The sequence below is a fragment of the Marvinbryantia sp. genome (assembly GCF_047017445.1).
In the GTDB taxonomy this organism is placed as follows: Bacteria; Bacillota; Clostridia; order Lachnospirales; family Lachnospiraceae; genus Marvinbryantia.
Genome location: NZ_JBKXTT010000004.1, coordinates 228,019 through 249,421 on the forward strand (window position 1 = coordinate 228,019; position 21,403 = coordinate 249,421).

A 21,403-nucleotide genomic window follows, 5' to 3' on the forward strand; every position below is an offset into this window, starting at 1 on the left:
CAGCTATTATGCCAGGGAGGGATTTTTATGTCACAGATAAGCGTATCAGATCTTACCTTCTGTTATGAAGGAAGCTTTGACAATATTTTTGAAAACGTATCTTTTTCCATTGACACAGACTGGAAGCTGGGCTTTGTCGGGCGCAACGGAAAAGGAAAAACCACTTTTCTGAAGCTGCTGCAGGGAGAAATGGAATACCGGGGGACAATCAGCGCTTCCACCGCCTTCGATTATTTTCCGTACCAGGTGGACGAACGGCGGCAGAGAGCGTGCTGGGGTGAAATTCTGGAAGAGATCCGGCCGGACTGCGAGCTGTGGCGGGTAATCTGCGAGCTTGACAGACTGCAGGCGCCGGCGGAGGTGCTTTACCGGCCGTTTTATACGTTAAGCTACGGGGAGCGCACAAAGGTGATGCTGGCAATCCTCTTTTCGCGTGAAAATTATTTTCTGCTGATTGACGAGCCGACTAATCATCTGGATGCAAAGGCGCGGGAGCTTGTGAAAGCGTATCTGCGCAGCAAAAAGGGTTTTATTCTGGTGTCCCATGACCGCGATCTGCTGGATGCGTGTGTGGATCATGTGCTGGCGCTCAACCGCAGAACCATTGAGGTACAGAGCGGAAACTTTTCCACCTGGTGGGAAAACAGGGAGCGCAGGGACGCTTTTTGCAGGGCGGAAAATGAGAAGCATCAGAAGGAAATAAAGGCGCTTGGCAGAGCGGCGGAGCGCGCGCAGAGGTGGGCGGAGGCGAATGAGAGGAGCAAAATTGGATTCGACCCGGCCCGGGAGCACGACCGCGGCAACGGCACGCGCCCGTATATCGGGGCAAAAACGAAAAAAATGCAGCGCCGGGTAAAAAATCTGCAGACGCGGATCGACAGTGAGATCGTGCAGAAAGAGGGACTTCTGCAGGATGTGGAAAATCCGGCAGAGCTGAAGCTGATGCCGCTCTCCTTCCGCCGGGAGGTGCTCGTGCGGGCGCGCGACTACACGCTTGCTTACGAAAATGGTGATGGAAGCTGCCACATAGTTTTCGACAAGCTCTGCTTTGAGCTGCGACGGGGCGAGCGGGTCTTCCTGAACGGGAGCAATGGCTGCGGAAAATCAAGCCTTTTGAAGGCAATTCTGGCACAGCAGGAGCAGAAGAACGGCAATGTGGTCGCCGGATATGAAAGGAAAGAACGGAACCGCGCGGAAACAGATGGTGAGAATATGTGGCGTGGGGAGATGGATCGCACGAATGCATGGCACGGGAAAACGGACCGCGCGGATGAATGGCGCGGGAAAACGGATTGCGCAGGCATACGGGAGAACGGGCTGCTGGAGATCCCCTCCGGACTGCGCATTTCTTACGTCAGCCAGGATACGTCTTTTCTGCACGGGGATATCGGCAGCTTCTGCGCACAGCAGCGTCTGGAGGAAAGCCTGTTTAAGGCGGTATTGCGGCAGCTTGATATGGAGCGTGCGCAGTTTGCGAAAAATATGGAGGATTTCTCAGAGGGGCAGAAAAAGAAGGTACTGCTTGCGGCAAGCCTGCTTCAGCAGGCGCATCTCTATATCTGGGATGAGCCGCTGAATTATATCGATGTTTTCACAAGAATGCAGATAGAGGAGCTGATTCTGAAATTTGCGCCGACCATGCTGATCGTGGAGCATGATGTGCGTTTCCGGGAGCGGATCGCCACGAAAATTGTGGACTTGTAAAGAGCGACCGGGGAGTCGGGGGCCACGATGCAGGCATATGGAGCATCAGGCTGGTAGTGATGAAGGCATACGGGGCATCAGGCTGGTGGTGATGAAGGCATACGGGGCATCAAGCTGGCAGGGATGCCGGCATGGGGAATTTGCTTCTCGCTGCAGCCGGAGCAACATAAATATCAGCCCGGCTCAGGCGCCAGGATACCGTTGAGAGATTTCCGCATAGTTTCAGAGATAAAACGGACGGTGGCTTCCCGGTTACGCGAGGAGCCATCCTTCAGCCAGTTTATCAGGATTCCGGCAATCGCCTCCGTGTAAAACTCTGTTACAAACTGACGGTAATCATCCTCCAGCTTCAAATGAAAATTCTCTTCCGCGGACTGTATGAGGGAAGAAATGATACCGGTAAATTCCGGATAAAAGAAACGCTTCATCTCCTCGCGCCCGATGGAATCGTAGGCGCAGTTTAATATGTGATCGTTTGCTTCCACATAATCCATCACAAAATTAATCGCTTCTTCATAATCTGTAATCAAATCAAACTGCTTTACCACTTCGATCGCTTCTGTTTCCAGCATCCAGCGCAGCAGCGCATAAATATCCTCAAAATGATAATAGAAGGTATTCCGGTTGATATCACAGTCGGCGATCAGCTCGCTGACCGTAATTTTGGAAAACGGCTTCTTTGCCATAAATTTTTTCAGAGACGCCGCCAGCATTTTTTTTGTGTTCAGTGAGATCTCGTAATGCTTCATATACTTTCCTCCTACTCATTTATTATACAGATGTCTGATGGATTTTCAAGAATCCACAAAAAATTTATTAGACAAATTTCAAATTATGTCTGGTTATGCACATTTGGCGCCGTCTGTCCATTCCAAATGGCGGAAAATTACGTTATGCTTATTCCCGAAAACGAGAAAAGGGGTATGTCTGATGAAAAAATTTTATACCGGAGTGGTAAAGTGCCGCAAAGCGATTTTGGTATTGTTTATTGCGGCGGCAATCGCCGGTCTGTTTCTCAGCAGACTGGTGTCAGTAAACTACGATATTACCGATTATCTTCCTCCGGATTCACCGTCCACGGTGGCGCTGGATGTGATGGGGGAGGAATTTGACGGCGGGATTCCGAACGCCCGCGTGATGATTCGCGATGTGTCAGTCGTGCAGGCGCTGGAATACAAGGAAAAGCTGAAGCAGATTGACGGCGTGCAGGAGGTTACCTGGCTGGACGATGTCGTGGACGTGCGCGAGCCGCTGGAGATGCAGGAGACGGATACGGTGGAAGCATACTATAAAGACGATACGGCGTTGTTTACCGTTACCGTCGAGGAGGAAAAGCGACTGGAAGCGGTAGAAGCCATGCGTGAGCTTGTAGGGGAGAACGGTGCGCTGACCGGAAACGCGGTTTCCACGGCAACGGCAACGACGGATACGGTGGTGGAAATTTCCAGAATCGTAGTAGTCGCGGTATTGTTTGTACTGCTGGTGCTGATTCTGACAACAAATTCCTGGGTAGAACCGCTGATTGTGCTGGGCGGTCTTGGCGTCGCTATTTTAATCAACAACGGGTCGAATCTCATCTTCGGGGAGATTTCCTTTGTGACGAACGCCGCCGGAAGTATTTTGCAGCTTGCGGTATCGCTGGATTATTCCGTATTTCTGATTCACCGGTTTGAGGAATGCCGGCAAACAAATCCGGATGTCGAAGAAGCGATGGTTGATGCTCTGTGCAAATCCACGGGCTCGATTCTTTCCAGCGGTCTGACGACGGTAATCGGCTTTGTTGCACTCTGCCTGATGCGTTTCCTGCTGGGGCCGGACCTTGGTCTTGCGCTGGCAAAGGGCGTGGCGCTCAGTCTGGTTACGGTGTTTATCTTTATGCCGGCGCTGATTTTATCGCTGCACAAGTTGATGGATAAAACGCGTCATAAGGATTTTATGCCGTCCTTCCGCGGCTTTGGACGTCTGGTACAGAAGATGATGCTGCCGCTGGTGTGTGTGTTCCTGGTTCTGGTTGTGCCTTCCTACCTGGCATCAAATTCGAACAGCTATTACTATGGTTCCAGCCATATGTTTAATGAAGAGACCCGGATGGGAAAGGACATCGCGCAGGTTGAGGCGGTTTTCGGACAGAGCGACAGCTATGTACTGCTGGTGCCGACGGGTCAGACCGCGGTGGAGAAGGAGCTGTCGGATGAGCTGCACACGCTGCCGGAGATAACAGGAATTATTTCTTATGTGGATATGGCGGGCTCGGAAATTCCCACGGAGTTTCTGGATGCGGACACACTGGCGCAGCTGCAGTCTGATAATTACAGCCGGATGGTGCTTTCCGTGGACGCCGACTACGAGGGCGAGGAAACCTTCCGGCTGGTGGAGCAGATACGGGAGATTGCGGAAAAATATTATCCGGGCACCTATTATCTGGCGGGCGAGGGCGTCAGCTCTTATGACCTGATGAATACGGTGACGGCGGATATGGTGAAGGTAAACGCCATTGCCATTGGCGCGGTGCTTGTGGTACTGCTGATATTGCAGAAATCCATTGTACTGCCGGTAATCCTGGTGCTGTGCATTGAGACGGCTATCTGGATCAATCTTTCTATACCGTATTTTGCAGGTGATATCGTATTCTACATTGCGTACCTGATCATCAGTTCCATCCAGCTTGGCGCGACCGTGGATTATGCGATCCTGTTTTCCGACCGCTACCGGGAAGCCCGGGTGACGCATTCCAAAAAGGATGCGATTGTGGAGACTATTTCTGCGGTTATGGTATCGGTGCTGACATCGGGCAGCGTACTGACGGTGGTGGGCTTTCTGCTCGGCAAAATGTCCTCCAACGGACTGCTTGCGCAGCTTGGTATGTTCCTCGGCGTCGGGGCGATCTGCTCGCTGGTGATTGTTCTTTTTGTCCTGCCGGGATTCTTATACCTGCTGGACGGGTTATTTATGAAGAAGGGCGCAAAGGAGCACAAATCCCGCGCCCATGCGAAAAAACATGATGTGCAGGCTGGTTAAACAAAATATTTCAGAAGGGAGAAAAGCATTATGAACCGAAACAGAAACTATAAGAAAACGATAGCGGCGGCGCTTTGCGTGGCGTTGTCCGCGGAAGCGGTCGTTCCGGCGTTCGCAGCCGGAGCCATAGAAGATAAAGATGAAAATGTGTATGTCAACTTAAACCAGGATGGCAGTGTCTCCGGAATTTATGTGGTAAATGAATACACACTCGGAGCGGACACGGAGATTGTGGACTATGGAGATTATTCCGCTGTAAAGAATCTTTCTACGGAGGATGAAATTCTTCTGGAGGACGGCAAAGTGACCGTAAACGCGGCAAAGGGAAAATTTCTTTATCAAGGCGACATGGCGGATACAACGCTGCCCTGGCTGATTGACATTTCCTATACGCTGGACGGCAAAGAAATTACCGCGGAAGAGCTTCCTGGCAAAAGCGGAGCGCTTAAAATTTCGGTGTCGGTGAAGGACAATCCGGCTTCGGACGACGAGTTTTTTGACAATTATCTGATGCAGGCGACGGTGACGCTGGATACGGAGAAATGCAGCAATATCCGGGCGGACGGCGCCACAGAGGCAAACGTCGGCAAGGACCGTCAGATTTTATATAACATCATGGCGGGGCAGGAAAAGGAATTTACGATAAGCGCCGACGTGACAGAGTTTGAGATGGATGCGCTTTCCTTCCAGGCGGTGCCGATGTCTTTTGATATTGATGTAGATTCTCTGGACACAAGCTCGATTACGGAAAAAACGGATGAGATCAAGGATGCGGCGGAGGAATTTGACGATGGAGCGGGCGAACTGGACGATGGAGCGCAGGAGCTTCTGGACGGCGTAGAGGAACTGAAAGACGGTGCAGATGAACTGAAGGACGGCGCTTCTGATTTAAACAGCGGCACGGGCGAACTGGTATCCGGAGCGGGCGAGCTGTCCTCCGGTACCGGTGAGCTGGTTTCCGGGGCAAATGAGCTGTATTCCGGAGCGGCTTCCTTAAACAGCGGACTGAAATCATTAAACAGTGGTGCAAAGTCTTTGAATAAGGGTATCCAGAGCGCTGCGTCGGGCGCACAGGCTGCGCAGAAGGGCGCGAAGGAGCTTGCGGAAGGGGCAAAGGAGGCTGCTGAGGGCAGCATGGAGTTAAAGGACGGCTCCGCAACTCTGGCGGACAGCCTTAAGCAGCTGCAGACGGGCGCGGGCAGCCTGCAGGCAGCGCTGAATATGCTGACAGAAAAATCGCCGGAGCTTACCGGCGGCTCGTCGCAGATTCAGGCGGCGCTTCTGCAGATTCGGAAGAGCCTGGACGGCATCACTGTCGGAACAGAGCAGATGCAGACGCTGCTTGACAGTTCCACAGCAATTCTGACGGCAATCGGGCAGGCGGCGGACGGCGCGCAGGCGGTATCCGACGGACTGGCGCAGATACAGGAAAGCTATGGTTCCATTGATGAGCTGGAAGCAAAAAATACAGAGGCGGCAGCCTTTTTGAGCGGAGTTGCCGGCACGGCGCAGACGGCTTACGGTGCAGTGTCCGGAAACAAACTGATCATGAGCATGATTACTTCGACCACCGGGATGGGTGCGGCGGAAATCGAGGCGGCGATTGCGGCGCTGAATAATACCGCATATCTGCTGGAGCAGAATAATACGGCATTCACGCAGCTTCGGGGCGGCATTGATACCGCAGGCACAGGAGCCGCCAGCGTATCGGAGGGCATGGCAGTACTGGAAGAGCAGTACGAGCTTTTCAATGCGGAGGTACAGAAGCTGCCGGTGGTGCTGGAGAACATGATTACAGCAAACATGGAGCCGCTGAAAGAGGGAATTGACCAGCTTGTAACGGCGGACGCCACGCTGAACGCAGGCATTAAGGAATACACGGAAGGCGTTCAGGCGGTTAAGGAAGGCTATGATGCGCTGTATACGGCATTCGGACAGGTGACGGAAGGCGCTGCATCGCTGGCAGAGGGTGCGGAGGCGCTTGCGGAAGGCAACAGCGCGCTTGCCGATGGCTCAAAGGAGCTCTACAGCGGAACGAAATCACTTACCTCCGGGGCGAAACAGCTTGCCTCCGGCTCAAAAGAACTGGCATCCGGAGCGGGAAGCGCCGCAAAGGGCGCGTCGCAGCTTCAGTCCGGCGCCGGCAGCCTGGCAGGGGGCGCAGATGCGCTGCGTCAGGGCGCAGGCTCCCTCTACAGCGGAACCATCACGCTGCAGGACGGTGCGACACAGCTCTATGACGGTACCGTGGAGCTGTCGGACGGCGTTTCGGATCTGTATGACGGCGTAGTGGAGCTGAAAGACGGCACCGCAGAGCTGAAGGACGGCACAAACGAGTTCGTGGAAAAGACGGAGGACATCGACGAAACCATCGATGAAGAAATCGATAAGGCGGTCGATAAGATTGCCGGCGGCGACTTCGAACCGGTATCCTTCACCTCGGAGAAAAATGAAAACATTGGTCTGGTACAGTTTGTCATGAAGACGGAATCGATTACCATACCGGAGGTGGAAGAAACGGAGACAGAGGAAGCGGAAGAAAGCATTTCGGAGAAGCTGAGGGATTTATTCTAACGGGAGAAAGATAAATTTAAGCCCCTTTGTCAGGCGAAAGCCTGACGAAGGGGCTTATTCTGATCATTATCCTTTAACGGCTCCGGCAGCAATTCCTTTTATGATATGCTTCTGCATGACGATGTAGAAGATAATGATAGGAATGCTGGAAATAAGAAAGTTTGCAAGGATCAGATTCCACTGATTGGTATAGGTTCCGAAGAAATATCGCTGGGACAGGGGCAGCGTCATGGGCTTTCCGTTTCCGTATACAAGAAAGGCCACCAGAAACTCGCCCCATACCCACAGGGCGTTTAATACAGCCACCGTTGCCAGAATAGGTTTCATGAGCGGAAGCACGATGGTAAACAGCATTCTTCCTCTGGAAGCGCCGTCGATGATAGCGGATTCCTCGATTTCCCTGGACATGCCGACACAGTAGCTGCGGCAAAGGAAAATGGGGACGGGCATCCCTAAAGCCAGATACACCAGAATCAGACCAAGAAGGTTGTTGACCAGATGAAGATCCCGGATTACCACAATGAGAGCGACCATATACACCTGGAAAGGCACAAACAGGGTAGACATGATGACCAGCACCAGGATCCGGCATAATCTGCTGTCCCATCTGGCGAGGGCGTATCCGGTTATCGCCGCTACCAGCACTGTCAGAGAGGTAGTTACGATCACCACAAACAAGCTGCAGAAAAAGGAGGACACAAAATTACTCTCCGTTATGATCTGCACGAAGTTTCCCAGATACAGGGAGGAGGGCAGTGCGATAGCTGAAGTCATGATCTCGCCCTTTGTCTTAAAGGAATTTATGAGAACCAGAACCAGCGGCGCCGCAAATATCAGAGCAAGGATCCATACGGCGACTGTCAGCAAAACAATATGTCTTTTTTTCATCCCAACCTCTCCTCTCTTTTTCTCATGAGCAGATTCAGCCCCAGACTGATACCGCCGATGATGATAAACAGTATCATGGCCTGTGCCGAAGCGTAGCCGTTGCGGTTAGCGTTAAATGCCGTCATATAGATCTTGTAAACCATGGTGGCAGAGGAGCCTACCGGTCCGCCGCTGGTCATGGTATAGGGCAGCTCAAACACCTTCATATGGGCTGCCACGGATAAGATCAGACAGGTGATGATGGTAGGAGAGATCAGCGGCAGCTTGATGTGGCGCAGGATCTGCCGCGTATTTGCCCCGTCGATTCTTGCCGCTTCTATCAGATCGTCTGATATTCCCTGCAGCGCTGCAATATAAATTACCATATAGTAACCTGCGCAGTTCCAGATGCCGGCTGCCGCAAGAGCAGGGATCACGGTATTTTTATTTCCGAGCAAAGCAATGCTCTTCATCCCCAGGGCGGCAAATACGTCAGGAAGAACCTGCTGATAGATGAAGCACCAGATGTAGCCTACCACCAGAAGGCTCATCATATTAGGCACAAAGAAAAATGTCCTAAGTACGGCTTTGCACCTGATCCTGGAATCCAGAAGAAGCGCAAGCAGCAATGACAGAAGGTTTCCGATTACTACGGTAATCAATGCATATTTCAGCGTTACGCCGATGGTTTTTGTGAAGGTTTTGTCGGTAAACGCCTCAAGATAATTTTTCCATCCAACAAAATTGTAGGTAGTCTTCATTCCATAGGAGTCTGTGAAGGACAGCCACATGCTCTGGACCACCGGCACAATAAAGAATACCACAAAAAGGATGATAGCAGGCATCAGCAATGCCATATAAAAGGTATTTTGTTTCTTTCTCATGTTTCGCTCCTTTTCCCGATTCTGCGATCTCCCTGTCGTTTTGATTTCAGAAAATGCCCCAATGATTCATGCATCACTGAGGCATTTCCCATTATTTCTTATCACATATCATTTTTTCGGATAAATCTGCGTTTATTCTGCTGCGGATTCCTCTTCAAGAGCTTTGTCCCAGTAGGTATCCAGCTCTGTTGCAAGGCTCTCCCAATCGCTTTCGTCCAGCATGTAGTAAGAGAAGGTTTCCCAGAGCTTGTCTGTGAATACGCTGCGGAGCACCCGGTCTCCATACGGCGTAAACTGCCCGCTCGTGAGATAAGAGTCGATGTCTGCCGCAATTGGGTCATAATCCACCGTTACTCCGTTTACTGCGGAAGAAACTTTTACGTTTTCAGACCAGATAGTTCCGGCTTCCTCGCTTGCCATGTACGCAAGAAAATCCTTTGCTGCATCAATATTTTCAGAATCTGCGCAGATAGACATGGAAGTGTCCGGGAAACAGAGCAGCTTTGCATCGTCCGGATTGTCGGAGATGGGGAAGGCCATCAGACCGATATTGGCATCCGGATTTACGTCTCTGATGCCGGAAAGAGCCCAGGAACCATTGCCGTAAAAAGCTACTTCACCGTTGGCGATCAGCGCTGCACAGTCATCATAGGACTGATTGTAGGCAGTGTCCGGATCGCAGTATTTATAAACGACGTCTTTCAGAATATCAAAGGCCTGCTTCCAGCCTTCGTCAGCTACGATAGTATGTTCGCCGGCATCCCGTTCTGCGCTCCAGTTGGGATTCGGTCCGTATACGGTTTCTGCGAACAGCGCGATCAACGACATATAGGGTACGGACAGGTTGCTGAGGCTGGATGCAAAAGGTGTTACGCCGTTTGCCTGCAGTGTTTCGCAGCAGGAGATCAGCTCGTCAAGCGTAGTGGGAGCTTCCAGGCCGTTGGCCTCCAGCACGTCTTTGTTGTAGTACAGACCGATATAGCCGTTGTCGATCGGCATGGCGTATACGGCATCCTCATAAATGGCGTTCGCGCCGGCTACGGTGTCCGCATTCAGATTGGAGAGAAATTCCTCGCCCGATAAATCAACCAGAAATTCGGGCTCCACTTCCTTCATCCAGGTAATGATATCCGGCATATCTCCGGAAGCGCTTCTGGCGCGAAGCGTAGTTTTAAGATCGTCAGAACTCATGCTCTGGATCTCGAAGGTAACATTGGGATTTGCCGCCGTGTAGTTATCCATCATTTCCTGGAATGCAGCGGTAGGGCCTTCCTCCGTCTTGAGGGAAAGAATCTCCAGTGTCACCGCTTCTGCGCTGTCAGATCCGTCTTCCGCAGACACACAGCCTGTCCACAGACCGGCGACCATGCTCATACTAAGTAACATAGCAATAACTTTGTTTTTCATGAATGTTCCTCCTTTGGAATTTAGATTTTTATTCAATCCGACAGTGCGCGGTTTCGTCGGACTAAATCAGATTAAATGACGGCGAGGGACAGCTTTGGTTTTGCGAACATATGCTCAAACACATAGCAGCAGGCGCCAAGAGGATAATCTTCCTTTTTCAGCTTTCCCACACGGATATCCGGGTGCATTTCCATATCATGTACCAGATATTTCTTTACCGTCTCCTGCAGGGTATCCCAGTAAACAGATCCGTCGAGATTAGGGCATCCGCCGATTATGATCGTTTCTATTTCCAGTGTCTTCAGCATATTGGAAATAGCGATTCCCAGATAAGAAGCGGCTCTTTTTAGAATCTCCGTACTGTCAGTATCTCCCTGCTTCGTCTTTTCAATAAAATCGTGAAGAGTATAGTATTCTTCGGTGCTTTCCGTACCGGTTTTTCTGCGGTAGAATTTGTTGAGCGCCAGCTCTCCGGCGTAGGCATCAAGGCATCCGTGGTTTCCGCAGACACATTCCGGTCCGTTTACGTCCAGCGTAGTGTGGCCAATGTAGCCGGCATTTCCGTGATTCCCGTCAAGAGGGCGATTTTTACAGAAAATAGCGCTTCCGATACCGGAACGGATTCCGATATAAATGAAATCTGCCGTTTCCGAAGAAAGGTATTTTTCCTTCTCGATGAGAGCCAGAAGATGAACGTCATTTTTCATATACACTGGCATCTGGAAACGTTCCTCCAGGATCTGTTTCATGTCAATGTGATCCCATCCGCGGATTCTTTTGATGTGAAGGGATTTTCCTTCATTTTTTCGGATAGTCCCGGATATTCCCAGGCCGATCCCAGCCATTTTCTCTTTTGGCTTACCGGCATCCGCGATCAGAAGCTCAATCTCTGCCAGCAGTCTGTTCAGAACCTCCTGCGCTTCGCAGTCTATCCGGAACTTTACTTCCCGACTTGCAATGATTTCCTTCTTCATATTAGATACTGCCATCCGGACCTTCGGAAACTCCAGATCGATTCCTACTGCATAAGCCGAATCCTTATTAATGTGGATCAGCTCTGCCGGACGTCCGCCGGTGGATTCCGAAAATCCATTTTTCATGATGTAGCCTTCTTCCAGAAACTCCCGGATGATCTCCAATACGGTCGGCCTGCTTAAAGATGTTCTGGAAGTAATTTCTTCAGTGGTCACCGGTTCATACGTCTGTATGCACTGCATGACCAGATACTTGTTGGCCGCCTTTAAAACTTTGGTTGTGTTCTTTTTCATAAATGGCATCTCCCCTGTCCATTTTTGATTGTGAGGTTATTATAACACCCTTTTCTGTTTTTGTAAACAACTTTAGACAAAATTATTTATAAAACTACTTTTCATAACAAAAAAGATGTGCTATACTGTGGATGGAAAAAGAGATCATCACTATTTGGCGGACAGGAGGGCGCTTATATGTACAACACACTGAAATCTTATCTGGCTGAACTTTCTTTGGAACTTATTCATGGATGCCGTGCGCAGGCGTATGACGGCACCTGGCTGTATACGCCTGACGGCATTGCCAACTACGACGCCCTGTGGCTGCGGGATTTTTCCTATATGGCAGAGTATGCCGGCTTTGCTGTCCCGGAGGAGGATATTATCGCATGTATCCGTTATTCTATTCAGCACCGCAGAGAGGACGGATGGATGCCGGACCGCGTGACCAGGGATGGCGTCGGGGTGTATGCTGCCGGTGCGATGGGCCACCCTATCGGCGAGGCGAATCTGGATAATACACCATTTCTGGTGTTTACAGTATATAGCTTATATCAGCGAATGGACATGGAACATTTTGGCATTCTGTTTCGGGAATGGGAGCCTTACTTATCCAGGGGGCTTTCTCTGATCCCTTTAAATCAGAAGGGACTGGTCTTCAATAATCCGGCAAAGCCCCATTCTCCGTATGGGTTTACGGATACGGTCTGCAAGACGGGCGAGCTGTTCATGGAATCTCTGCTGTTCTGGAGAGCGTGCCGCATGATGGAGACGCTTTGCAGCCAGTACAGCCTGGGAAACAGTGCGAAATATGCGGCTCTGTCCGGTGCGGTGGAGCGTTCCATCGGGACACTGCGCGATGACGGCACGGGGTTATATTATGCTGCCTCCGGCGATTGTCGTCAGACAGATATCTGGGGCATGGCGTACATGCTTTACATCGGATTTCCGGTCGGAAAGGCTGAAAAAGAAACGATCCTTACCTTTTTATATAAAAATTATGATCGCTACATGTACAAGGGGCAGGTACGCCATCTGCTGCGCGGGGAATACTGGGAGAAGCTTCTGATCGAGATTGAGCCGGAAACCTATCAGAACGGCGCATACTGGGCGACAGCCACCGGCTGGATTCTCTGGTGCCTTGCGCAGAAGGACTTTTCTCTGGCAGCGGACACTCTTTTGAAGGTGACAGACTGTTTTAAAAAAGAAGGTTCTTTTGAGTGTGTAAACGAAAATTATGAAAAGCTGCCCAGTATGGTAGTCAGCGCAACCAATGTTTACGGAGGACTGATCCGTACTGCCGGGGATTTCCCGGACTTTGTAAAATATCTGGAGGAAAATCTATGAATACGTTATTTCGGAATGATCGGATCCGCAGGATTTTGATGGATCTTAAAGCCCTTCAGATAAAAGCGGCAATTCCGGTAGAGAATATCCGGATGTTGAGCGGCCGCTTTGATTCGCCGGATGCGGCTGAGCCTTTTTTATCACAGGCGCAGCCTTATCCTATACATGGGCAATGGGGCGGGCGCAATGCCTACTTCTGGTTTTTTGCGACAGTGCATCTCCCCGATGGCTTTGAGAAGGAACAGCTCCTTCTCAGGGTTTCCACTGCCGCAGGCCAGAAGCGGGATACCGCCCTCTTGTCTACCTTTGTATCCGCAGGAAGCCATAACTGGGATCTGATGAACCCTCAGTTTATGGTATTTGTAAACGACAGGCTTCGTCAGGGAATGGATACCAACCATACGGTTGTCCCGCTGGAGGCGGAGGATTACCGGAAGGGAACGATCAGGCTGGCGTTCCAGGCGTACACCGGGCTTACGGACGCCGGATACAGCTTTTTCCCTGAAATCTGTGTTCTGGATACGGCGGTAAAGGAGCTTTATTATGATATGCTCACGCTTTTTGAGGCTGCTCAGACGATGTCTGAGGAGAGCGTACAGAGATATTCTCTGCTTGACGCTGTCAATGAAGCGATAAATCTTTTGGACCTGCGAACCCCGGGGAGCCGGGATTTCTATGCCGGGATGAAAAGAGCGCATGATTATCTTGAAAAATATGGATATGGTTCGTCGGACGATTCCGTTACCGTACACTGCGTCGGTCATACGCACATTGATATGGCGTGGCTCTGGGATCTCGACCAGACGCGCCTGAAGGCGCAGCGCAGTTTTTCCACGGTTCTTTCTTTTATGGAGCGATATCCGGATTACTGCTTCATGCATACGAGTCCGCAGCTCTATGCTTACCTGAAACGGGACAATCCGCAGCTATATGAAAGAATAAAGGCGCAGATCGCGGATGGACGCTGGGAGCCGGAGGGCGCCATGTGGCTGGAGGCCGACTGCAATCTCCCGTGCGGGGAGTCGCTGGTGCGCCAGATCATCTGCGGTAAAAAATTTATCCGGGAGGAATTTGGCAGGGACAGCCATGTTCTCTGGCTTCCGGATGTGTTTGGCTACAGCGCGGCGCTTCCGCAGATCCTGAAAAAATCCGGCATTGATTTTTTCGTGACCTCGAAAATCAGCTGGAATATGCTCAATACCATGCCATATGATACCTTTTTGTGGAAGGGAATTGACGGTTCTGAGATTCCGACCTATTTTCTTACCACGCCGGAGCTGGGAGCGTCGGAGGGAAACTGCGGAGCCACCTACAATGGTGTTCTGCATCCTGAGACGGTAGTCGGTACCTGGAAGCAGTATAAGCAGAAGGAAGTCAATCATACGGTTCTTATGTGCTACGGCTACGGTGACGGAGGCGGAGGCCCCACGATGGAAATGCTGGAGAAGCTTGAGCGCATGAAAAAGGGGATCCCCGGATTTCCGACGGTTACTTCCGGGGCGATCGGTCCTTTCTTCGCAGAGCTTGCGGATCGCCTGAAAGGGCAGAAATACCTTCCCAAATGGACAGGGGAACTATATCTGGAACTGCATCAGGGAACATACACCTCCTGTGCAAAAATAAAAAAGAATAACCGCAGGGCAGAGAAAGGTCTTTATACTGCGGAGCTGCTGCAGAGCGTTCTTTTCTGCATGGGAGACGATTATCCGGACGCAAAGCTTTACGATCTGTGGGAGACGCTGCTTTTAAACCAGTTTCACGACACACTGCCGGGCAGCTGTATCGGAAAGGTGTATGAGGATTCCGAAAAACAGTTTGCACAGCTTTTTGCACAGATGACGGAGCTGACGGATGCCGGTCTGGAGCGCCTGGTATCCCGGATCGCCTTAGACGGCCCCGGCCTTCTGATCTTTCAGCCGGCTCCCTTCCGGCGGGATGCGTTGTTTGAGACAGCTTATCAGCCCTTTGGGGAAAAGACGCAGTATCTGGATGCTTCTGGCAATATGCTGCCCAGTCAGCGAAGCTTTGACGGCAAGGTGCTTCTGGCGCTGTCGGGCCTGCCTGCGCTGGGTTATACGACGCTGCGGGCGGCGGATGCAGAAAAACTGCCCTGTAAGCGCAAATGTGATGAAATTACGCCTTATCCGATCAGCACTGCGCACATGGAAAACAGTTTTTTCTCTTTTGATATTAGCGATGCGGGCGAATTGATCCGCCTTTATGATAAACGTGCCGGCCGGAGGATATTGCCGGAAAACACGCCCGGAAACTGTCTGGTGGTCTATGAGGATCGTCCATATCGCTGGGATAGCTGGAATATTGATATGTATTATGAAGAAAAAAGCTGGTCTGTCGACAGGGTGGAGCAGGTGGAGGTGCTGGAGAGGGGGCCTCTGCGCTATGCTTTGCGCATAAGGAAAAGATATCATCGTTCCCTTATTGATCAGACGATCTATTTGTACCATCACATTCCGCGCATAGATTTTGTCACGGACATTGACTGGCAGGAGGATTCGTCTGTGCTGAAAGCGGAATTTCCTGTTGATGTCAACACGGATTTTGCTACGTTTGAGATTCAGTACGGCAGCGTGCGCCGCCCGACGCACAGCAATACCAGTTGGGATACGGCAAAATATGAGGTTTGCGCGCACACATGGGCGGATATCTCAGAAGGCGGTTATGGCGTCAGCCTGCTGAATGACTGTAAATACGGGTATTCCGTCCGGGACGGGCGGATCGCAATTACCCTGCTGAAAGCCGGTATGGCTCCCGAACCCACACTGGATCGGGGAAAACATACATTTACTTACGCTCTTTATGCCCATAGCGGTCCGGTTCCGGATGGCGGCACTGTCATGCAGGCGCATTCCATGAACCTTCCGCTGCCGGCAAAAGAAACGGGCAGCCGGAAAGGCTCCCTGCCTGCAGAAGCGTCCTTCTTCACTTGCGATCATCCGTCTGTTCTCATAGATTGCGTGAAAAAAGCGGATGAAGAGGACGCACTCATCCTGCGCTTTTACGAAACCGGAAACTGTCTGTGTAATGCGCGGTTTACCTCCATGTTTCCGCTTCGTGCAGTGTGGGATTGCACTCTTATGGAAGAAAAGCTGACAGAGCTTCCTCTGTCTGATGCAAATTCTTTTGAGTATATGGCAAAGCCTTTCTCTGTCAATACCTGTAAATTATATTTCGCATAAGGAGGTTTTTTATGAAATATGGCATTTATTTTGCTTATTGGGAAAAGGAATGGAATGCGGACTATATCAAATATATGGAAAAGGTAAAAAAGCTGGGATTTGATATTCTGGAGATTTCCTGTGCGGGCATCGCCTGCGCAGATCAGAAGGAACTGGAGCTCCTGAAAAAAGCCGCAGATGACAATGATGTGATCCTCACTGCCGGCTATGGACCCGGACCGTCGGAGAATCTGGCAAGCTCTGATCCCGCTGTGATCCGGCATGCGATTTCTTTTTATACGGATATTTTGAAAAAGCTGGAATATTTAGGGATCCACACAATTGGGGGAGGAATTTATTCTTACTGGCCGGTGGATTATTCGAAACCGATCGACAAGGCCGGAGACTGGAACAGAAGCGTGGAGAATGTCCGCACGGTGGGAAAGATCGCGGAAAGCTGCGGCGTGGAATATTGTCTGGAGGTGCTCAACCGCTTTGAGGGATATCTGCTGAATACGGCGGAGGAAGCAAAACAATTTGTGGAAGAGGTGGATGTGGACGCCGTGAAGATCATGCTGGACACGTTTCATATGAATATTGAGGAGGACAGCATGGCGGACGCCATCCGGCTGGCCGGAGAACGGCTGGGACATTTTCATGTGGGAGAAAATAACCGGCGCGTACCCGGAAAAGGCAGTCTCCCATGGGCATCCATCGGAAGCGCTCTGCGGGAGATCCATTATGACAAGGCTGTGGTAATGGAACCTTTTGTGACCTGCGGAGGGACTATAGGAAAAGATATCAGAATCTGGAGAGACTTAAGCAAAGGGGCGGATGGCGCCCGGCTGGATGAGGATGCGGCAGGTTCCGTCGCTTTCCTGCGGCATGTATTCTCCGGAAATCATACATGATCACAGAAAGGAAGAGGTAACGACATGAAAACATACCCCATTATTGGTATCCGGCCAATTGTTGACGCAAGGCTCCTCGGAATCCGCGAGGCGCTGGAGGGAAAAACCCGCAGCATGGCGGAAAAAGCCAGGACACTGATAGAATCGAAACTTTACTATGCCGATGGAACTCCTGTGAAATGCGTGATCTTCTCCGGCAGTATCGGAGGCGGCGAAGAAGCTGCCCGCTGCCAGGCAGAATTTGCCGCACAGAACGTATGCGCCACACTGAGCGTTACGCCGAGCTGGTGCTATGGCAGCGAAACGCTGGATATGGAGCCTTCCACTGTCAAAGCGATCTGGGGATTTAACGGAACCTCCCGCCCCGGGGCAGTCTATCTGGCAGCGGCAATGGCTGCGCACAACCAGGCAGGCCTTCCGGCATTTTCTATTTATGGACGGGATGTGCAGGACATGTGCGATGATTCTGTTCCGGAGGATGTGGAGGAAAAAATTCTGCGCTGGGCGAGATGCGCAATAGCAGTCGGACAGCTGCGGGGAAAAGCCTACGTGAATATTGGCAGCGTATCTATGGGAATTATGGGATCCTACTGCAATATGGATTTTTACCAGAAATATCTGGGAATGCGCGCAGAATGGGTGGATATGACAGAGATTCTCCGAAGGGAAGCGCTTGGCATTTTTGACGGGGAAGAGTATGAGAGGGCGCTGGCATGGGTGAGAGAAAACTGCCCGGAAGGAAAGGACCCCAATCCGCCTGAGCGTGCCCACAGCGCCGCCCGGAAGGAAGAGGACTGGAAATTTGTTGTAAAGATGACACTTATTATAAGAGATATCCTACAGGGAAATGAAAAGCTGGCGGATATGGGATACAAGGAGGAGGCACTGGGAAGAAATGCGATCATGGGCGGTTTTCAGGGACAGCGTATGTGGACAGACTGGAAGCCAAACGGGGATTTCTCTGAGGCTATCCTAAACTCCACCTTCGACTGGAACGGCAAAAAACAGCCGCTTATTCTGGCAACGGAGAACGACAATTTAAACGGACTTTCCATGCTGTTTGCGAACCTGCTTACCGGACGCGCTGCCCTTTTCGCGGATGTGCGGGCTTACTGGAGTCCTGATGCAGTTCTGCGTGCTACCGGACAGCGGCTTTCAGGGACAGCGGCCGGAGGGTTTATCCATCTTATTAATTCCGGCGCGGCATGCCTGGATGCTACCGGTGCTTCCAGAGGAGAGTCCGGACAGCCGGTAATGAAACGCTGGTGGGAAATGACGCAGGAGGACATCTGCGGCTGCCTTTCCGCTACGGACTGGTGCCCGGCGGAGTTGTGCCAGTTCAGAGGCGGAGGCTTTTCCTCACATTTTGCTACCGGAGCTGAGATGCCCTTGACGATGATCCGGGTGAATCTGGTGGATGGAATCGGTCCGACGCTGCAGATTGCAGAAGGGCAAAGCATTACTCTGCCGGAGAAGGTTCATGCGGTCATTGACGAGCGCACAGATCCCACCTGGCCAACAACATGGTTCGTTCCGCGCACAACAGGAGAGGGCGCATTTGCAGACGTGTATTCGGTGATGGCAAACTGGGGAGCAAACCATGCAGCCTGCGCCTATGGGCATATCGGAGCGGACCTTATCACGCTGGCGTCCATGCTTCGCATTCCGGTAGCCATGCACAATGTACCGGAAGAGGAAATCTACCGTCCGCACTGCTGGGGAGCATTTGGCACGGTGGACAGACAGGCGGCGGATTATCTTGCCTGCCGGACATACGGACCGCTGTATAAATAATGAGAATGCTTTTTTATAGAGGAGCCGATAAAGAAAAACAAAACTGCAGGGAAGGATGACATTTGCGGCGAACTATGCTATACTTTAGATAAATTTACCAGCACCATCCTGCTGGAAAAGTAATAGAAAGATTGGAAAAAGCATATGACGTCGAAAGAATTTGCAAGTCTGATCGGAGTATCGCAGCCCACGGTCTCACGTGCTCTGAATAACAGCAATCTGGTGCCGGAGGAGAAAAAACAGTATATCATACAGAAGGCAAAGGAGTATGGATTTGAACTCAACAGTCAGGCGCAAAGTCTGAAGACGAAGCGGACGGGAACGATTGGGATCTTATTTCCGAAGCATTTCCTTGGCATGAACAAGAATCTGATGCTTGCCTACGTATACGATTGTATCCAGAAGGAACTGAGCCACTATAGTTATGATATCATGGTCATCTACTACGATAAGGAAACGGATGATTTTTCAAGCTTTGAGCGGATTATCCGCCGCCGCAAGGTGGACGGTTTTCTGGTTTTGCGCATGGAGCTTTCCGATAAAGAGATGGAAGTAATTGAGAAGTATAAGGTTCCGTGTGTGTTTATGATGAATGCCAGTGCCAAGATCCGCGGCAACCTTAATTATCTGTTTTCAGACAGTATTTACGGCGGTTATCTGGCGGGATGTTATCTGCGGAATTTCACGGATTATGAGAAAATGTTTATCACTGTTTTTGAGGAATCCAATGACGCGAAGCGCCGTCTGCAGGGTTTCCGGCAGGCTCTTGAGGAGGTCGGGCAGCAGGTGGCGCAGGAAGATATCCTTTACTGCGCTCTGGGGATCGATTCTGCATATCAGCTTGTGAACGAAAATCCGGGAAAATTCCGGGGCAGAAAGGTAGCAATTCTTGCCTACAGCGATATGCTGGCGATTGGCATTGTGCAGGCTCTGGTATCACAGGGAATCCGAATACCGGAGCAGGTGCAGATTATCGGGATGGATGATATTCCGCTGACGACTTACCTGCATCCGCAGATCAGCACGATCCACGTGCAGGTGGAAGAAATGGTACCGCGTGCATGTACGCTCCTTCTGGACATGATCGAGAAAAAAGACGGAGTGATCCAGGAATGGATCAAACCGCGGCTGATACTGCGGGAGACAACGTGCAACGATTTTGCATAATCGGATTTCAGGTAAAACTGTCGGTTTCGCCAAAAGGTGAGGCCGGCAGTTTTTCTTTGAGAATTTTTCACAAAAACAAGGAATTTGGATTGTGAAGATTTAACAAAATGAGTAAAAAGATATGATTTTGGCAAAAAAATGATTGACAGGCACTGCAAATAATGTTATGTTGAAATTACCGAATGAATACGTATTCAAAAAGAAAAACAGAGCATGATTAACAAAAGGATATGGAGGGAAAGTACAGATGAAGAAGAAAATAGCGGCAGTATTGACAGCAGGTTTGGTTTTTACATGTCTTAGCGGAATGATGGTAAATGCAGAAGAACTGACACCGTCCGGGGAAACACTGACAGTCGGCACGATGGCGAATTCCCTGGGACTTCCGGTACATGTGGCGGAAGAAAAGGGCTACTTTGAAGAGGCAGGTCTGGACGTGAATATTGAGATTTTTGCTACAGGCGCCCCGATCAACGAAGCGATGGCGGCCGGAGAGCTGGATGTGGCAGTCAGCGGAATGGCATCTGTATATGGTCTGGCAACCGGTATGTATACCTATATCGGCGATGGCGTGATCACAACAGGCGGCGAATCCATCTATGCGAGAGCGGACAGCCCGTATGTGCAGGCGGGAGCGGATGAGAAAGGAATCATCGGCGATGCGGAAAGCCTGAAGGGCGTGTCTATTTTAGGACCGCTTGCTACAACGGCACACTACCAGGCGATCAAGTATATTGAATATTTCGGACTGACTGCCGATGATTTCAGCATGGTATCCATGGATTATGCGCAGGCTTATCAGGCATTTGTTACCGGAGAGGGTGATCTGATCGCGGCAAAGATGCCGTATACGAATCAGCTTGAGGAGGCCGGCTATGTGAAGGTCTGTGACATGAATCTGATTCTGGACAATCCGATTATTGATACCATTTTTGTACAGAATAATGTGGCGGAGGAGAAAAAGGATGATCTGATCCTTTTCCTGGAATGCTATTACAAAGCGTGTGAGGATATTATGAATGATGAGGCGATGCGCCGCGAATCGGCTGTGACATGGTATGCAGAAGAGGGCATTACCTACAGCGAATCTGATATGGACGCTGAGGTGGAAGTAAAAGATTACTTTACGCGTGAAACGGTAAATACGGAAGAAAATCAGCTTGGACAATTTATGGTAGATATCGCGAACTTCTATGTAGAGCAGGAAATGATCGCTGAGAGTGATGTGGCAAATGTAGAGGCAAGCATTGACACTTCCTTTGTTGAAGCGGTAAAAGCAAGAAAATAAGTGATAATGAAACCGG

Annotated in this window: 14 protein-coding genes; 9 read left to right on the plus strand and 5 right to left on the minus strand. The window is 50.7% G+C overall.

The features are described 5' to 3' along the window. Positions 1 to 27 precede the first annotated feature (27 nt). On the plus strand, positions 28 to 1,704 hold the full coding sequence (locus ACLU9Q_RS06415) for an ATP-binding cassette domain-containing protein (RefSeq protein ID WP_412624787.1): 1,677 nt from the start codon (positions 28 to 30) through the stop codon (positions 1,702 to 1,704). A 173-nt stretch (positions 1,705 to 1,877) separates the two neighbouring features. Here the strand turns inward: ACLU9Q_RS06415 and ACLU9Q_RS06420 are convergent, their stop codons facing one another. Further along, complete coding sequence (locus ACLU9Q_RS06420) at positions 1,878 to 2,453, minus strand: TetR/AcrR family transcriptional regulator C-terminal domain-containing protein (RefSeq protein WP_412624789.1); 576 nt, start codon at positions 2,451 to 2,453, stop codon at positions 1,878 to 1,880. A gap of 181 nt (positions 2,454 to 2,634) precedes the next feature. On the opposite strand from ACLU9Q_RS06420, the gene ACLU9Q_RS06425 reads away from it, so the two are divergent. Both ACLU9Q_RS06425 and ACLU9Q_RS06430 read left to right on the plus strand, forming a co-directional pair. Further along, positions 2,635 to 4,722: an efflux RND transporter permease subunit gene (locus ACLU9Q_RS06425; protein WP_296908204.1), complete on the plus strand. Its 2,088-nt coding sequence runs from the start codon at positions 2,635 to 2,637 to the stop codon at positions 4,720 to 4,722. Between the two features lie 30 nt (positions 4,723 to 4,752). Further along, entirely contained in the window at positions 4,753 to 7,296 is a 2,544-nt protein-coding gene (locus ACLU9Q_RS06430) for a hypothetical protein (RefSeq protein WP_412624791.1), read from the plus strand. Positions 7,297 to 7,362: 66 nt separating this feature from the next. On the opposite strand, the gene ACLU9Q_RS06435 is transcribed toward ACLU9Q_RS06430, so the two are convergent. The 4 genes from ACLU9Q_RS06435 to ACLU9Q_RS06450 all read right to left on the minus strand — a co-directional run bounded on the left by ACLU9Q_RS06435 (position 7,363) and on the right by ACLU9Q_RS06450 (position 11,722). Further along, on the minus strand, positions 7,363 to 8,184 hold the full coding sequence (locus tag ACLU9Q_RS06435; RefSeq protein ID WP_296908199.1) for a carbohydrate ABC transporter permease: 822 nt from the start codon (positions 8,182 to 8,184) through the stop codon (positions 7,363 to 7,365). Then, a complete protein-coding gene (locus ACLU9Q_RS06440; protein ID WP_296908197.1) occupies positions 8,181 to 9,047 on the minus strand; it encodes a carbohydrate ABC transporter permease in 867 nt (288 codons plus the stop codon). The genes ACLU9Q_RS06435 and ACLU9Q_RS06440 overlap by 4 nt, the downstream gene beginning before the upstream one ends. A 132-nt stretch (positions 9,048 to 9,179) precedes the next feature. Further along, complete coding sequence (locus tag ACLU9Q_RS06445; protein WP_296908195.1) at positions 9,180 to 10,454, minus strand: ABC transporter substrate-binding protein; 1,275 nt, start codon at positions 10,452 to 10,454, stop codon at positions 9,180 to 9,182. Between the two features lie 71 nt (positions 10,455 to 10,525). Then, positions 10,526 to 11,722, minus strand: coding sequence for an ROK family transcriptional regulator (locus ACLU9Q_RS06450; protein WP_296908189.1), 1,197 nt, complete (start codon positions 11,720 to 11,722; stop codon positions 10,526 to 10,528). Positions 11,723 to 11,899: 177 nt separating this feature from the next. Between ACLU9Q_RS06450 and ACLU9Q_RS06455 the strand changes: the two genes are divergently transcribed. From ACLU9Q_RS06455 to ACLU9Q_RS06480, 6 genes are all read left to right on the plus strand, one after another. Beyond that, positions 11,900 to 13,051 (plus strand): hypothetical protein, encoded by a 1,152-nt coding sequence (locus ACLU9Q_RS06455; protein WP_296908187.1) that lies wholly within the window; start codon positions 11,900 to 11,902, stop codon positions 13,049 to 13,051. Next, entirely contained in the window at positions 13,048 to 16,248 is a 3,201-nt protein-coding gene (locus ACLU9Q_RS06460) for an alpha-mannosidase (RefSeq protein ID WP_296908185.1), read from the plus strand. Before ACLU9Q_RS06455 ends, ACLU9Q_RS06460 begins: the two co-directional genes overlap by 4 nt. Positions 16,249 to 16,259: 11 nt before the next feature. After that, positions 16,260 to 17,138, plus strand: a complete 879-nt coding sequence (locus tag ACLU9Q_RS06465) for a sugar phosphate isomerase/epimerase family protein (RefSeq protein ID WP_296908183.1) — start codon at positions 16,260 to 16,262, stop codon at positions 17,136 to 17,138. 24 nt (positions 17,139 to 17,162) lie between these two features. After that, a complete protein-coding gene (locus ACLU9Q_RS06470) occupies positions 17,163 to 18,932 on the plus strand; it encodes an L-fucose isomerase (protein WP_296908181.1) in 1,770 nt (589 codons plus the stop codon). A gap of 144 nt (positions 18,933 to 19,076) precedes the next feature. Continuing rightward, on the plus strand, positions 19,077 to 20,099 hold the full coding sequence (locus tag ACLU9Q_RS06475; RefSeq protein WP_296908179.1) for a LacI family DNA-binding transcriptional regulator: 1,023 nt from the start codon (positions 19,077 to 19,079) through the stop codon (positions 20,097 to 20,099). Positions 20,100 to 20,346: 247 nt separating this feature from the next. Then, the gene (locus tag ACLU9Q_RS06480) at positions 20,347 to 21,387 is read left to right on the plus strand and encodes an ABC transporter substrate-binding protein (protein WP_296908177.1); all 1,041 of its coding nucleotides are present in this window, start codon (positions 20,347 to 20,349) and stop codon (positions 21,385 to 21,387) included. Positions 21,388 to 21,403: the final 16 nt, after the last annotated feature.